The organism is Pseudomonas oryzihabitans NBRC 102199, from assembly GCF_000730625.1.
GTDB classification, from domain to species: Bacteria; Pseudomonadota; Gammaproteobacteria; order Pseudomonadales; family Pseudomonadaceae; genus Chryseomonas; species Chryseomonas oryzihabitans.
This window is the reverse complement of record NZ_BBIT01000019.1, coordinates 1-13,073: the sequence shown is the minus strand read 5'-3', so window position 1 is coordinate 13,073 and position 13,073 is coordinate 1. Positions and strand designations below refer to the sequence as shown.

The following is a 13,073-nucleotide window of genomic DNA, read 5'->3' as shown; positions in this document are numbered from 1 at the left end:
CCATGACGACCACCCCCTTGTTGGCGGTCGAGGCCATCGAAGTCCGTTACGACGGCGCCATCCTCGCCGTCGATGGCGTCAGTCTGGAGGTCGGCCAGGGCCAGATCGTGGCCTTGCTGGGCGCCAATGGCGCCGGCAAGAGCACCACCCTCAAGGCCCTCTCCGGGCTGCTCGGCGCCGCCCGCGGCGCTCTGGTCCGCGGCGCCATTCGCTACGAAGGGCGGGACCTCGCGGGCCTGTCGGCCGATGCCCGGGTCCGCGCCGGACTGGTCCAGGTGCTGGAAGGGCGCCACTGTTTCGGGCGGCTCAGCGTGGAGGAAAATCTGCTCAGCGGCGGTTTCGTCCGCCGCCTCGGGCGCGCTGCGCAGCGCGCGGAACTGGAGCGCATCTATGCCTGGTTTCCGCGCCTGGCCAGCAAGCGCCGGCAGCTGGCGGGTCTGACCTCGGGCGGCGAGCAGCAGATGATCGCCCTGGGTCGTGCACTCATGGCGCGGCCCCGCCTGCTGCTGCTGGACGAACCCTCCATGGGCCTGGCGCCGCTGCTGGTGGAGGAGATCTTCGCAAGCGTCGCCCGGCTCAACCGCGAGGAGGGCCTGAGCGTGCTGATGGCCGAGCAGAACAGCGCCATCGCCCTCGACTACGCCCACCAGGCTTTCGTGCTGGAAAGCGGGCGGGTGGTGCAGTCCGGCGTGCCCGGCATGGGTCTGACGCACGAGACGGTGCAGGCGGCCTACCTGGGGGTGGGCTAAGCTCCCGGAACGACCAGGGAGCCCACGCCATGAACAAGACCTCCTACAACGCCATCGCCGACAGCTTTCGCCAGGCCCGCGTCAGCCTCAGGGACGACGAGCGTCGCTACCTGAAGGTGCTCCTGGAAAAGCTCGAACCCGGCGCCACCCTGCTCGATCTGGGCTGCGGCACCGGCACGCCGGTCGCCGCCGCCATCCTCGCCCAGGGGCATCGCGTGCTCGGGGTCGATCAGGCGGCCGCCATGCTGGCCCATGCGCGGCGGGAATTTCCCAAGCAGCGCTGGATCGAGGCGCGGCTGGAAACCTATGCCTGCGCCGAACCCTACCAGGGCGCGCTGCTGTGGGATGCGCTGTTCCATCTGGAGCGCCGCTGGCACGCGACGCTCCTGGCGCGGGTGATCGCCGGGCTTCCGCAAGGGGGGCGGCTGATGTTGACGGCGGGCGGCTCGGCGGCGGATGCCTTCGTCGATACCATGTTCGACCAGCCGTTCTTCTATGACTCCCATCCGCCCGAGGAACTGCGCGCCCTACTGCTGGGGCAGGGCGTGCGCATCCTCATCGACGAATTCATGGACCTGCCCGACGGCGGGCGCAACCGTGGACGCTGCGCCTTCGTCGTGGAGAAGCTCTGACGCTCCAGGTGCCGTTCTCGCCAACAGAATGGGGCGCCAGTCAGTCCTTCCAGCCCGGCTGGTAGAGGGTGCCGTGGGCCTGGTCCAGGGCGGCGCGGACCTTGGGCGAGTGCTGATAGAGATCAATCAGCTTGGCCAGGCGCGGATCGTCCTTGTTGTCCGGGCGGGCGACGAACTGGATGACGTACTCGGGGTGGTCGAGGCCATCGAAGAGCAGGGCCTGGTTGGGGTCGATGGTCTTGGCCAGGCGCAGGTAGTGCGGATAGCCCTGGGCCACGTCGACGTCGTCCAGCGAGCGGGCCAGCTGCACGGCTTCCAGTTCGACGATCTGGATGTCGCGCGGATTGCCGGTGATGTCCGCCAGGGTGGCGTGGTAGCCGACGCCGGGCTTGAGGGTGATGAAGCCGGCCTTCTCCAGCAGCAACAGGCCACGGCCGCCATTGATGGCATCGTTGGCGATGGCCACCCGCGCGCCCTTGGGGACCTCGGCCAGGGTGCGGTACTTCTTCGAATAGAGCCCGACGTTGTTGATGATCCCCGGCGCCACCGCTACCAGGTCATAGCCGGCGGTGCGCTTGGCGTTTTCCAGGAAGGGGATGTGCTGGTAGTAGTTGGCGTCGATGTCGTGGTTGGCGAGGCTGGTGTTGGGGGCGATCCAGTCGCTGAATTCGACGATCTCCACGTCCACCCCGGCGGCCTTGGCCTCCTGCACCGCGACCTCCAGCGGCGGGGCGAAGGCGGCGGTGGTGCCTATCTTGAGCGGCGCGGCCAGGGCTGCGGTGCTGAAGAGGCCGAGGGCGAAGAGCAGGGGCTTGAGGCGGGTCATGGGGCGTCCTTGAAGGGTCAGGCCTGGCGGAAATGGCTGCCGAAATGGCGGGTGTCGAGGTGGTCGCCGCGGCCGAACAGCTTGTGTCTGAAGCTGCCCTCGGCATAGGCGGTCTTGTAGCGACCCCGGCTCTGCAACTCCGGGATCACCAGATCGATGAAGTCGCCGTAGCACTCGGGGGTGACGGTGCGCGCCAGGTTGAAGCCGTCCAGCCCGGTTTCGTCGATCCAGCCGAGCAGGGCATCGGCCACCTGCCCGGGATCGCCGACCAGGGCGGTGTAGCGGCCACCGAGGGCGTGCTGCTCCAGCAGCTTGCGGCGGGTCCAGCCGGCGTCCTTGGCCACCAGGCGCTTGAGCGCCGATTCGATGGCCTCGGTCCGTTGCGGGCGGATGGGTTCGTCGAGGCCATAGGCGGCGAGGTCTATGCCCACCGAGGCCGAATGGTGGGCAACCCCGGCCTCGGGGCTGGCGTAGTGCAGGTATTCGGCGTGCTTGTCGCGGGCTTCGGCAGCGGTGGGGGCGACGATGACCGTGAGGCCCATGAACAGCTTGACGTCATCCGCGCGGCGGCCGGCGGCCACTGCCGCGCCCCGCACTCGGTCGACCTGGGCGCGGGTGGCGGCCTGGTCCTGCCCGGAGATGAACACGCATTCGGCATGGCGCCCGGCAAAGGCCAGGCCGCGGTCCGAGGAGCCGGCCTGGAACAGCACCGGGGTGCGTTGCCGCGAGGGCTCGCAGAGGTGATAGCCCTCGACATCGAAGAATTCGCCATGGTGCGCGACTTTGCGCACCCGCTCGGGGCGGGCATAGATCCGCTGGACACGATCCCGGACCACCGCATCATCGGCCCAGCTGCCTTCGAGCAGCTTGTAGAGCACTTCCAGGTATTCGTCGGCCTGGTCGTAGCGGCGGTCGTGGGCGATCTGTTTGTCCAGGCCCATGGCGCGGGCGGCGCTGTCCAGGTAGCCGGTGACGATGTTCCAACCGACGCGGCCTTCGCTCAGGTGATCCAGGGTGGAAAGGCGGCGGGCGAAGGGATAGGGCGGCTCGTAGGTGAGGTTGGCGGTGAGGCCGAAACCCAGATGCCGGGTGCTGGCGGCCATGGCCGAGACCAGCAGGAAGGGGTCGTTGACCGGCAGCTGGATGGATTCGCGCAGGGTCAGGTCGACATTGCCGCCGTAGACGTCGTAGACGCCCAGGATGTCGGCGATGAACAGCCCATCGAACAGGCCGCGCTCCAGCAGCTGGGCCAGCTCGGTCCAGTAGCCGAGGGTGTGATAGCGGCTGGAGGTGTCACGCGGATGGGTCCAGAGGCCATGGTTGATATGGCCCACGGTGTTCATGTTGAAGGCGTTGAGCAGCACCTGCTTGGCGGGAGCGGTCATGGGGTGGGTGCCCCCATGGGGAGAAGAGTCCGGAGCACAGCCATGGGATCCTCGGGTTCAAGGCGAAAGGAGAGATCCGGTGGTCCGGTGGTTATACGTTAGCTTTCAGATAGACCAGGCTTTAAATAGCCTTTCGGAATAACGTTAGGGCTGTCTTGGTAGGGCAGTCCCCTCTAACCAAATTCCAAATCGGTATTAATCTGACCTTTGCTTATTCCTTATCGTGGCGGCCATTCATTCGCCGCTCGCTGAGGCATTCATGGCCGCTATCCGCTATTCGTTCCGCGCAGGTCTCCGCCGCGGGCTGCTCGCCCTGGGTCTGCTGGGCCTCGCCTGCGCCGCCCAGGCCGATACCAGCCTGCGTATCGGCTACCAGAAATCCTCCACCCTGCTGGTGCTGCTCAAGGAGCAAGGCACCCTGGAGCGGGATTTGGCAGCCAAGGGCATCACCGTCAGCTGGCATGAGTTCTCCAGCGGCCTGCCGCTGCTGGAATCTCTCAACGTCGGCAATGTGGATCTCTCCGCCGACGTCGCCGACACCGTGCCGGTGTTCGCCCAGGCGGCGGGTGCCAAGCTCACCTATTTCGCCCGGGAAACGCCATCGCCCCAGGCCCAGGCCATCCTGGTCCCGGAGGGCTCGCCGCTGCAGACCCTCGCCGATCTCAAGGGCAAGCGCGTCGCCGTGACCAAGGCCGCCGGTAGCCACTACCTGCTGATCGCCGCCCTGCAGAAGGCCGGGCTGACCTTCGCCGATATCCAGCCGGCCTATCTCACCCCGGCGGACGGTCGCGCCGCCCTGGAGAATGGCAGGGTGGATGCCTGGGTGACCTGGGAGCCCTTCGTCGCCAGCGCCCAGCGCCAGCAGCACGTTCGCATCCTCGCCTCGGGCGAGGGCCTGGCCAGCTACCAGCGCTATTACCTGGCCGCCACGCCCTATGCCCAGGCCCATCCCGAGGTGCTGGGCCTGGTGTTCGCCGAGCTGCAGCGCACGGGGCAGTGGGTGAAGCAACACCCCGCCGAGGCGGCACGGATTCTTGGTCCGCAGTGGGGTCGCCTGGACGAGGCTACCGTCGAGCTGGCCAACCGCCGCCGCACCTACGATGTCCAGCCGGTCAGCCGCGCCGCCCTCGGCGAGCAGCAGCGCATCGCCGATGCCTTCCATGCGGCCAAGCTGCTACCCACCGCCGTGGACGCCAGCGCCGTGGACCTCTGGACCCCCAGCGCCCCCCTGACCTCCCGCTAGTCGACAAGGAACTCGAGATGCACAAGACCACGCTACGCTGGGCCGCCGGCCTGGCCCTGCTCGGCAGCGCGCTGCTGGCGCAGGCCGCACCGCCCAAGGAAGTCCGCCTGGACTACGCCTACTACGCCCCCACCAGCCTGGTGCTCAAGGAGCAGGGCCTGCTGGAAAAGCGCCTTGGCGAGCAGGGCATCGCCGTGCGCTGGGTGTTCAGCCAGGGCAGCAATCGCTCGCTGGAATACCTCAACAGCGGCAGCACCGATTTCGCCTCCACCGCGGGGCTCGCAGCGCTGCTCAGCCGCGCCAATGGCGCCCCGATCGAAACCCTCTATCTCGCCAGTCGCCCGGAATGGACCGCGCTGGTGGTGCCCAAGGATTCGCCGCTCAAGTCCCTGGCCGATCTCAAGGGCAAGAAGATCGCCGCGACCAAGGGCACCGATCCCTATCTGTTCCTGCTGCGCAGCCTGCGCGAGGCAGGCTTGAAGAAAGGCGACGTGGACATCGTCCATCTCCAGCACCCGGACGGTCGCGCCGCCCTGGAGCGCGGCCAGGTGGATGCCTGGGCCGGGCTCGATCCGCACATGGCCGCCAGCGAATTGCAGGCGGGCTCGCGCCTGCTCTATCGCAATCTCGACTTCAACAGCTATGGCGTGCTGAGCACCACCGAGGCCTTCGCCAAGGCCCAGCCGGAGCTGGTCAAGGCGGTGCTGGGCGCCTATGAGGACGCGCGCCACTGGACCCTGGCCCATCCCCAGGAGACCGCCGAGTTGCTGGCCAAGGCGTCCGGCCTGCCGCTGGAAGTCGCCCAGCGCCAGCTCGCCCGTACCGATTTCAGCCAGCCGCTGCCCGGTCCGCAATTCGTCGCCGCGCTCAAGGGCGCCGCGCCGCTGCTGGCTGAGGAAGGTCTGGTACGCCCTGGCGTGGACGCTGTCGCGGCGGTCGATGCCCTGGTCCAGCCCGCGCTGGCCCAGGCGGTGATCAAGGCCGAACCCGCCGTGGCCAAGGCGACCGCGCCGTGAGTGATGAACTGACCCAGGCCGCGCCGCTGGTCCAGGCCGCCCGACCCGCCCGCGGCGCGGGTGGCCGCTGGCGCGGCGCCGTGCTGCCCCTGGGGCTGGTGGTGACGTTGGAAGCGGTGGTGCGCCTGGGCTGGCTGCCGGCTTACCAGATGCCACCGCCGAGCGAGGTGCTGCGGACCCTGTGGCTGCTGGGGGAAGGGGAGTTGTGGCGGCACCTGGCGGCCAGTCTGGCGCGGGTCGCCAGTGGCTTCGCCCTGGGCGCGGGTCTGGCGCTGCTGATCGGCGCCTGGGTCGGACTGTCGCGCCGCGCCGAGGCCTATCTCGATCCGCTGTTCCAGGCGCTGCGCGCCATTCCCAGCCTGGCCTGGGTGCCCCTGCTGCTGCTCTGGCTGGGTATCGATGAAACGCCCAAGATCGTGCTGATCGCCCTGGGTGCCTTCTTTCCACTGTACCTGGCGCTGGTCAGCGGCATCCGCGACGTCGATCGCCGCCTGGTGGAAGTGGGGCGCCTCTATCGCCTGTCACGCCCGGCGCTGATCCGCCGCATCCTGCTGCCGGCCGCCTTGCCCAGTCTGTTCACCGGCCTGCGCGGAGCCCTGAGCATGAGCTGGATGTTCCTGGTGGCCGCCGAATTGATCGCCGCCACCGCCGGCCTGGGCTACCTGCTCAGCGACGGTCGGGAGACCTCGCGACCGGACGTGGTCATCGCCGCCATCCTGGTGCTGGCGGTGCTCGGCAAGCTCAGTGACGAACTGCTGCTGCGCCTGGAACGCCGGGCGCTGGCCTGGCGCGACACCTACCAGGGTGGCCAGTGATGAGCGAACCCCTGCTGTCTCTCGAACGCATCGGCAAGGCCTTTGCCGGGCGTCGGGTGCTGGAAGGCGTCGACCTGACCCTGGCCGCCGGCGAGGTGGTCAGCCTGCTGGGTGCCAGTGGCTGCGGCAAGAGCACCCTGCTGCGCATCGCCGCCGGGCTGGACGACGCCTTCAGTGGCCACATGAACCTGGCCGCGGCCAGCCAGGGCGTCGGCGTGGTGTTCCAGGAGCCGCGGCTGATGCCCTGGCTGGACGTGGCGGCCAACGTCGGTTTCGCCGACGGCGCGCGCTTCGATCGTGCCTGGACGGCGCAGTTGCTCAGTGACGTCGGGCTGGAGGGGCAGGGCGCCTTGCTGCCCAAGCAACTCTCCGGCGGCATGGCCCAGCGGGTCGCCATCGCCCGCGGACTCTATGGTCGCCCACGGCTGCTGTTGCTCGACGAGCCGTTCAGCGCGGTGGACGCCTTCACCCGCTGGCAGTTGCAGGACCTGGTGCTGCGCCTGGTCGCCCGGTATCACATCGGCGTGCTGCTGGTGACGCACGACCTGGACGAGGCCTTCTACCTGGGCGACCGCGTCCTGGTCCTGGGCGGCGCGCCCTCCCGCGTGCAGCGCCGCTTCGCCGTGGCGGCGCCCCATCCGCGTGAAAGGCGAGCCCCCGCCTTGCTGGCCCAGGCCGCCGAGGCCTATGGGGAATTGCAGCGGCTCAGGGTGTGAGGCAACGAGCACGGAAGGGTCGACGAAGGCGTGCGCAATCGCTCGCGAGCGGGCAGTATCGGATGGCCGCGGCGAGCCCCAGCCGCACCCCGACAGTCGACCCCTCCAAGGAGCTTCCATGAGCCCATCCGCAGCGGTATTGGCCGAACTGGCCCCCCAGGGCGTTCTTCGCACCGCGATCAACTACGGCAATCCGGTGCTGGCACAACGCGGCGCCGATGGCGAGCCGGCCGGCGTCTCGGTGGCCTTGGCCCGGGCGCTGGCCGAGCGCCTGGGCGTGCCGGTGCAGTTCACGACCCATGACGCCGCCGGCAAGGTCTTTGCCGCGCTGCAGGAAGACGCCTGGGACCTGGCTTTTCTCGCCATCGAACCGGTACGCGCGGCGCAGATCGCCTTCAGCGAACCCTATGTCATCATCGAGGGCACCTACCTGCTGCGCGCGGACGATCCGGCCCAGGGCGTGGCCGAGCTGGACCAGGCCGGGCGCCGCATCGCCGTGGGGCAGGGCGCGGCCTATGACCTCTATCTCAGTCGCACCCTGACCCAGGCGGAGCTGGTGCGAGCGCCCACCTCGCCAGCGGCCATCGACTGGTTCGTCGATCAGCGCCTGGACGCCGCCGCCGGGGTGCGCCAACCCCTGGAAGCCTATGCCGCGGCTCATCCGGGCTATCGGGTGCTGGCCGACAGCTTCACCGAGATCCGCCAGGCCATGGCCGTACCCAAGGGGCGCACCGCCGCAGCGGCCTTCGCGCAGGACTTTCTCGATGAGCAACTGCGCAGCGGCCTGGTAGCCCGCGCGCTGGCGGCCAGCGGGCAGGGCGACGTGCGGATCGGCGCGCCCTCGACGGGCGGCTGAAGGGCCGCCCGGCGCCAGGCGGAATCGATCCGCGGCGCCGTTTCGTCGGCTGGATGACAGCTTGGGGCGCTATTCTTGGCGCCGCGGCAGGGGCCCGATGAAATCATCGACGGCTCCTGCTGCCCAATGCCTGTCCCAGCACCCTTAGCTTCGAGGTCGATCTTGCTCGCCACCCTGTCCGATCCCGCCTTTCTCACCGGTCTCCTGCAGATCGTCATCATCGATATCCTGCTCGGCGGCGACAACGCCGTGGTGATCGCCCTGGCCTGCCGGCGCCTGCCGGATGCGCAACGACGCAAGGCCATTCTCGGCGGTGTCGCCGGCGCCGTGATCCTGCGCATCCTGCTGCTGTTCGTCGCCAGCTATGTGCTGGGCTGGCCGCTGCTCAAGGTGGTCGGAGGCGTGCTGCTGCTGTGGATCGGCATCAAGTTGCTGATGCCCGAAGAGGACGAGGCCAACGTCAAGGCCGGTACCACCCTGGGCCAGGCCATCTGGATCATCATGGTGGCCGACGTGGTGATGAGCCTGGACAACGTCATCGCCGTGGCGGGCGCCGCCCAGGGGCACCTGGGCCTGGCCATCGCCGGGGTGCTCATCAGCATTCCCATCATCATCTTCGGCAGCCAGCTCATCCTGAAGCTCATGGAAAGGTTTCGCTGGCTGGTGGTGGCCGGCGCGGCGCTGCTGGGCTGGATCGCCGGCAAGCTGATCGCCAGCGACGAACTGCTGCAGGGCTGGCTGGGCTTTGCCGATGTGCACTGGGTACCCTATGTGGCAGGGGCGGTCGGCGCGGTCTTCGTGCTGGCGGTGGGTCAGTTGCTGGCGCGGCGCGCCGTCACGGCTTGAGCTTCGCCAGCTGCCCTGGACCCGCTCCATGGCAGCTCCCAAGTGACGGCGCACCTGAGCTGCGCCGTCACTGCATATCGTTAGTCAAATTCCGTCTTTACCAAAAGTTATAACAGCTCATTAGCCTATAACGCTTTCGGATGGCCAGTCGGCACGGAGCGGGATGATGAGCAGGGTAGGGAAGGGCTTGGCGGTGATCGCCGCGGTGGTGGGTGCCCTGGGCTTCGCAGGCGGTGCCGCCGCCGAGGGCAGGATCAGCATCGCCCAGCAATTCGGCATCGGCTATCTGATCCTCGACGTGGTGCGCGATCGGCAGTTGATCGAAAAGCACGGCAAGGCCGCCGGCCTGGACATCCAGGTGGACTGGAACAGCATCTCCGGCGCCACCGCCATGAACGAGGCGCTGCTGGCCGGCTCGCTGGACGTGGTCTCCGCCGGGGTGCCGCCGATGCTGACCGTCTGGGATCGCACCCGCGGACGGCAGAACGTCAAGGCCATCGCCGCCCTGGGCGCCATGCCCAACTACCTGCTGAGCAATCGCGCCGAGGTCAGGTCGATCAAGGATCTGACCGACCAGGACCGCATCGCCGTGCCGGCGGCGGGCGTGGGCTTCCAGTCGCGCACCCTGCAGATCGAAACGGCCAAGGTCTTCGGCGACGCCCAGTTCAGGAAATTCGATGCCATCAGCGTGAGTCTGCCGCACCCCGATGCCAGTGCCGCCCTGATGGCGGGCGGCGCGGAGATCACCACCCACTTCTCCAGCCCGCCATTCCAGTACCAGGCGCTGGAGAATCCCCGGGTCCACCGCATCCTCAGCAGCTACGACGTCCTCGGCGGACCGGGCACCTTCAACGTGCTCTACACCACCGAGAAATTCCACGACGAGAATCCCAAGACCTACCGCGCCTTCTACGACGCCCTGGTGGAAGCCGCGGCCTTCATCCGCGCCAACAAGGCGGCCGCGGCCGAGGCCTATATCCGCGTGGAGAACTCCAAGCTGCCGCTGGCCCTGGTGCAGCGCATCGTCGAAGACCCGGAGATCGACTTCACCGTCGAACCACAGCGCACCTTCGTCTACGCCCAGAAGCTGCATGAGCTGGGCGTGCTGAAACACCAGGCTGCCTCCTGGCAGGACTACTTCTTCCCCGAAGCCCACGAGCGTCCCGGCAGCTGAGCTGGACCACCAAGGAGAAAACTCCAATGACTCTCGCATCCCCCCGTCCGGCCGCCGGCCAGACTTTCGAGATCCGTCCCTTCGGCAACCTGGGTGCCGAGATCCTCGGCATCGATCTGGCCCGGCCGCTCAATGCCGACGACTTCGCCCGCGTCCATCGCGCCCACCTGGACCACCATGTGGTGGTGTTTCGCGACCAGCGCATCACCCCCGAGGAGCAGATCGCCTTCAGTCGGCGCTTCGGCGAGTTGCAGATCCATGTGCTCAAGCAATTCCACCTGGCCGGCCACCCGGAGATCCTCATCGTCTCCAACATCGTCGAAGACGGTCAGCCGATCGGCCTGGGCGACGCCGGCAAGTTCTGGCACTCGGATCTCTCCTACAAGGAGCTGCCGAGCCTGGGTTCCATGCTGCATGCCCAGGAGTTGCCGGAGGAGGGCGGCGATACGATCTTCGCCAACATGCACCTGGCCTACGACACCCTGCCGGAGGCGCTCAAGCGCCAGCTCGACGGTCTGCAGGCCGAGCATTCCTACACCGCCACCTATGCCAAGCCCAAGTTCGAGGGCAACTGGCGGCCGACCCTGACCGCCGCGCAATTGGCCGAGGTCAAGGCGGTGGTGCATCCGGTGGTGCGCACCCATCCGGAGAACGGCCGCAAGGCGCTGTTCGTCAGCGAGGGCTTCACCACCCATATCGTCGGCCTGCCGGAAGACGAGAGTCGCGAGCTGCTGGCCGAGCTGTACGCCCACAGCGTCAAGCCCGAGCACCTCTATCGCCACCAGTGGCAGCCCGATGATCTGGTGTTCTGGGACAATCGCTCGCTGCTGCACCTGGCGGCCGGCTGCCCCAACCATATGAGGCGCAAGCTGTATCGCACCACCATCCAGGGCGATGCGCCTTTCTGAGGGAGGAGACGACCATGAACGCTCCTCTCGCTTCCCGCCCGCACCTGACCCTGGCGCAGACCCAGCCCTTGCTGCAGGTGCAGGATCTCGACCTCGAATACCGCACCCGCGAGCGTCGGGTGCGGGCCACCCACCAGGTGTCCTTCGAGGTGCATGGCGCCGACCGTTTCGTCCTGCTCGGCCCGTCCGGCTGCGGCAAGTCCAGTCTGCTCAAGTCGGTGGCGGGCTTTCTGCCGCCGCTGCATGGCGAGATCCGCCTGGATGGCCAGCCGATCAAGGGCCCGGGACCGGACCGCATCGTGGTGTTCCAGGAATTCGATCAGCTGCCACCGTGGAAGACGGTGCTGGAGAACACCATGTTCCCGCTGCTCGCCAGTCGCCAGGCCAGTCGTGGCGAGGCGCGCGAGCGGGCGCTGCACTACCTGGACAAGGTCGGCCTGGCGCGCTTCGTCGATGCCTATCCGCATCATCTTTCCGGCGGCATGAAGCAGCGGGTGGCCATCGCGCGCGCCCTGGCCATGCAGCCCAAGATCCTGCTGATGGACGAACCCTTCGCCGCCCTGGATGCCCTGACCCGGCGCAAGATGCAGGAAGAATTGCTGGCGCTCTGGGACGAGGTGCGCTTCACCCTGCTGTTCGTCACCCATTCCATCGAAGAGGCGCTGGTGGTGGGTAATCGCATCCTGCTCCTGTCGCCCCATCCGGGCAGGGTCCGCGCGGAACTCAACTGCCACCAGTTCGGCCTCGAGGACTTCGGCGGCGCCGAATTCCAGAGCACCGCACTGCGCATCCACAACCTGCTGTTCCCCGACGACGTCCAGACCCTGCCACCGGAGGTCGCCGACGAGCGCCTGCGCCTGCAGCAGGCCATCGTCCAGGGCCGCATTTCCTACTAGTTTCGAGGTAGACCCATGACTCGACAGCCCCCGGTGCGGGCCGAATACCAACGGGACCTCGCGCCCCTCGACGATTTGCCGCTGGCGGTCGAGCTACCCCTGGCGACGCGCCTGTGGAGCCAGGCCTGGCTGCGCAAGCTGGTGATCCTGGCGATCCTGATGCTGGCCTGGGAAGTGGCCGCCCGCTGGCAGGGCAACGACCTGCTGCTGCCCAGCTTCCTGCAGACCGCCGCGGCCTTCTGGGATGGCCTGGCGACCGGCGAGTTGCCGGCCAAGGTCGCCATCTCCCTCGGCACCCTGCTCAAGGGCTATCTGCTGGGCGTGGTCCTGGCCCTGGCGCTGAGCGCCCTGGCCGTCTCCACCCAGTTCGGTCGCGACCTGCTCGGCACCCTGACCTCGATGTTCAATCCGCTGCCGGCCATCGCCCTGCTGCCCCTGGCGTTGCTCTGGTTCGGCCTCGGCGAGAACAGCCTGGTGTTCGTGCTGGTGCATTCGGTGCTCTGGCCCATGGCGCTCAACACCTATTCGGGTTTTCTCGGCGTCTCCGACACCCTGCGCATGGCCGGGCGCAACTACGGTCTCAAGGGCCTGCGGTACGTCGGGCTGATCCTCATCCCGGCGGCGCTCCCGGCCATCGTCTCGGGTCTGAAGATCGGCTGGGCCTTCGCCTGGCGCACCCTGATCGCCGCCGAGCTGGTGTTCGGCGCCTCCAGCGGCAAGGGCGGCCTGGGCTGGTACATCTTCCAGAATCGCAACGAGCTCTACACCGACCGCGTCTTCGCCGGCCTCGCCGCGGTGATCATCATCGGCCTGCTGGTGGAGGGCCTGGTCTTCGCCACCCTGGAACGGCTGACGGTGAAGAAGTGGGGCATGCAGCGGTAGGGTCTGGCGCCTTTTTGTTGGGCTTCGCTGCGCTCAACCCGACCTACGGAATAGCACCATGGGTTGGGTTGAGACGGCCTTATCGTCGAAGCCCAACAGGCCACCGACTTTGCCCCGGGATCAGCAGCA

Annotated in this window: 14 protein-coding genes; 12 read left to right on the top strand and 2 right to left on the bottom strand. The window is 67.9% G+C overall.

What is annotated here, in order from left to right:
- Window positions 1-2 precede the first annotated feature (2 nt).
- Window positions 3-749: an ABC transporter ATP-binding protein gene (locus POR01S_RS18810; RefSeq protein WP_042137645.1), complete on the top strand. Its 747-nt coding sequence runs from the start codon at window positions 3-5 to the stop codon at window positions 747-749.
- 29 nt (window positions 750-778) lie between these two features.
- Window positions 779-1,381: a class I SAM-dependent methyltransferase gene (locus POR01S_RS18805; RefSeq protein ID WP_042137643.1), complete on the top strand. Its 603-nt coding sequence runs from the start codon at window positions 779-781 to the stop codon at window positions 1,379-1,381.
- 40 nt (window positions 1,382-1,421) lie between these two features.
- On the opposite strand, the gene POR01S_RS18800 is transcribed toward POR01S_RS18805, so the two are convergent.
- Both POR01S_RS18800 and POR01S_RS18795 read right to left on the bottom strand, forming a co-directional pair.
- Window positions 1,422-2,207, bottom strand: a complete 786-nt coding sequence (locus POR01S_RS18800) for a MetQ/NlpA family ABC transporter substrate-binding protein (RefSeq protein ID WP_042137641.1) — start codon at window positions 2,205-2,207, stop codon at window positions 1,422-1,424.
- A 17-nt stretch (window positions 2,208-2,224) separates the two neighbouring features.
- Window positions 2,225-3,592 (bottom strand): LLM class flavin-dependent oxidoreductase, encoded by a 1,368-nt coding sequence (locus POR01S_RS18795; RefSeq protein ID WP_042137639.1) that lies wholly within the window; start codon window positions 3,590-3,592, stop codon window positions 2,225-2,227.
- A 259-nt stretch (window positions 3,593-3,851) separates the two neighbouring features.
- On the opposite strand from POR01S_RS18795, the gene POR01S_RS18790 reads away from it, so the two are divergent.
- The 10 genes from POR01S_RS18790 (at window position 3,852) to POR01S_RS18745 (ending at window position 12,944) form a co-directional block, all read left to right on the top strand.
- Window positions 3,852-4,835 (top strand): aliphatic sulfonate ABC transporter substrate-binding protein, encoded by a 984-nt coding sequence (locus POR01S_RS18790; RefSeq protein ID WP_042137637.1) that lies wholly within the window; start codon window positions 3,852-3,854, stop codon window positions 4,833-4,835.
- Window positions 4,836-4,852: 17 nt separating this feature from the next.
- Entirely contained in the window at window positions 4,853-5,851 is a 999-nt protein-coding gene (locus tag POR01S_RS18785; RefSeq protein ID WP_027601184.1) for an aliphatic sulfonate ABC transporter substrate-binding protein, read from the top strand.
- An 8-nt stretch (window positions 5,852-5,859) separates the two neighbouring features.
- Entirely contained in the window at window positions 5,860-6,666 is an 807-nt protein-coding gene (locus tag POR01S_RS18780) for an ABC transporter permease (RefSeq protein ID WP_037007561.1), read from the top strand.
- On the top strand, window positions 6,666-7,382 hold the full coding sequence (locus POR01S_RS18775) for an ABC transporter ATP-binding protein (RefSeq protein WP_042137635.1): 717 nt from the start codon (window positions 6,666-6,668) through the stop codon (window positions 7,380-7,382). The genes POR01S_RS18780 and POR01S_RS18775 overlap by 1 nt, the downstream gene beginning before the upstream one ends.
- Before the next feature lie 118 nt (window positions 7,383-7,500).
- Window positions 7,501-8,238: an ABC transporter substrate-binding protein gene (locus POR01S_RS18770; RefSeq protein WP_042137633.1), complete on the top strand. Its 738-nt coding sequence runs from the start codon at window positions 7,501-7,503 to the stop codon at window positions 8,236-8,238.
- 162 nt (window positions 8,239-8,400) lie between these two features.
- Entirely contained in the window at window positions 8,401-9,084 is a 684-nt protein-coding gene (locus POR01S_RS18765; RefSeq protein WP_108582022.1) for a TerC family protein, read from the top strand.
- Window positions 9,085-9,247: 163 nt separating this feature from the next.
- Entirely contained in the window at window positions 9,248-10,258 is a 1,011-nt protein-coding gene (locus POR01S_RS18760) for an ABC transporter substrate-binding protein (protein WP_042137629.1), read from the top strand.
- Window positions 10,259-10,284: 26 nt separating this feature from the next.
- On the top strand, window positions 10,285-11,166 hold the full coding sequence (locus POR01S_RS18755; protein WP_042137627.1) for a TauD/TfdA dioxygenase family protein: 882 nt from the start codon (window positions 10,285-10,287) through the stop codon (window positions 11,164-11,166).
- 14 nt (window positions 11,167-11,180) lie between these two features.
- Window positions 11,181-12,062 (top strand): ABC transporter ATP-binding protein, encoded by an 882-nt coding sequence (locus POR01S_RS18750; protein WP_042137625.1) that lies wholly within the window; start codon window positions 11,181-11,183, stop codon window positions 12,060-12,062.
- Window positions 12,063-12,077: 15 nt separating this feature from the next.
- The gene (locus POR01S_RS18745) at window positions 12,078-12,944 is read left to right on the top strand and encodes an ABC transporter permease (protein ID WP_027597761.1); all 867 of its coding nucleotides are present in this window, start codon (window positions 12,078-12,080) and stop codon (window positions 12,942-12,944) included.
- The last annotated feature ends 129 nt before the right edge of the window (window positions 12,945-13,073 follow it).

Excerpts from the sequence above, each read along its gene's own strand:
- POR01S_RS18805 (WP_042137643.1), top strand. The coding sequence starts at position 779 with ATGAACAAGACCTCCTACAACGCCATCGCCGACAGCTTTCGCCAGGCC.
- POR01S_RS18755 (WP_042137627.1), top strand. The coding sequence starts at position 10,285 with ATGACTCTCGCATCCCCCCGTCCGGCCGCCGGCCAGACTTTCGAGATC.
- POR01S_RS18745 (WP_027597761.1), top strand. The coding sequence starts at position 12,078 with ATGACTCGACAGCCCCCGGTGCGGGCCGAATACCAACGGGACCTCGCG.
- POR01S_RS18800 (WP_042137641.1), bottom strand. The coding sequence starts at position 2,207 with ATGACCCGCCTCAAGCCCCTGCTCTTCGCCCTCGGCCTCTTCAGCACC.
- POR01S_RS18790 (WP_042137637.1), top strand. The coding sequence starts at position 3,852 with ATGGCCGCTATCCGCTATTCGTTCCGCGCAGGTCTCCGCCGCGGGCTG.
- POR01S_RS18750 (WP_042137625.1), top strand. The coding sequence starts at position 11,181 with ATGAACGCTCCTCTCGCTTCCCGCCCGCACCTGACCCTGGCGCAGACC.
- POR01S_RS18810 (WP_042137645.1), top strand. The coding sequence starts at position 3 with ATGACGACCACCCCCTTGTTGGCGGTCGAGGCCATCGAAGTCCGTTAC.
- POR01S_RS18785 (WP_027601184.1), top strand. The coding sequence starts at position 4,853 with ATGCACAAGACCACGCTACGCTGGGCCGCCGGCCTGGCCCTGCTCGGC.
- POR01S_RS18795 (WP_042137639.1), bottom strand. The coding sequence starts at position 3,592 with ATGACCGCTCCCGCCAAGCAGGTGCTGCTCAACGCCTTCAACATGAAC.
- POR01S_RS18770 (WP_042137633.1), top strand. The coding sequence starts at position 7,501 with ATGAGCCCATCCGCAGCGGTATTGGCCGAACTGGCCCCCCAGGGCGTT.
- POR01S_RS18760 (WP_042137629.1), top strand. The coding sequence starts at position 9,248 with ATGATGAGCAGGGTAGGGAAGGGCTTGGCGGTGATCGCCGCGGTGGTG.
- POR01S_RS18775 (WP_042137635.1), top strand. The coding sequence starts at position 6,666 with ATGAGCGAACCCCTGCTGTCTCTCGAACGCATCGGCAAGGCCTTTGCC.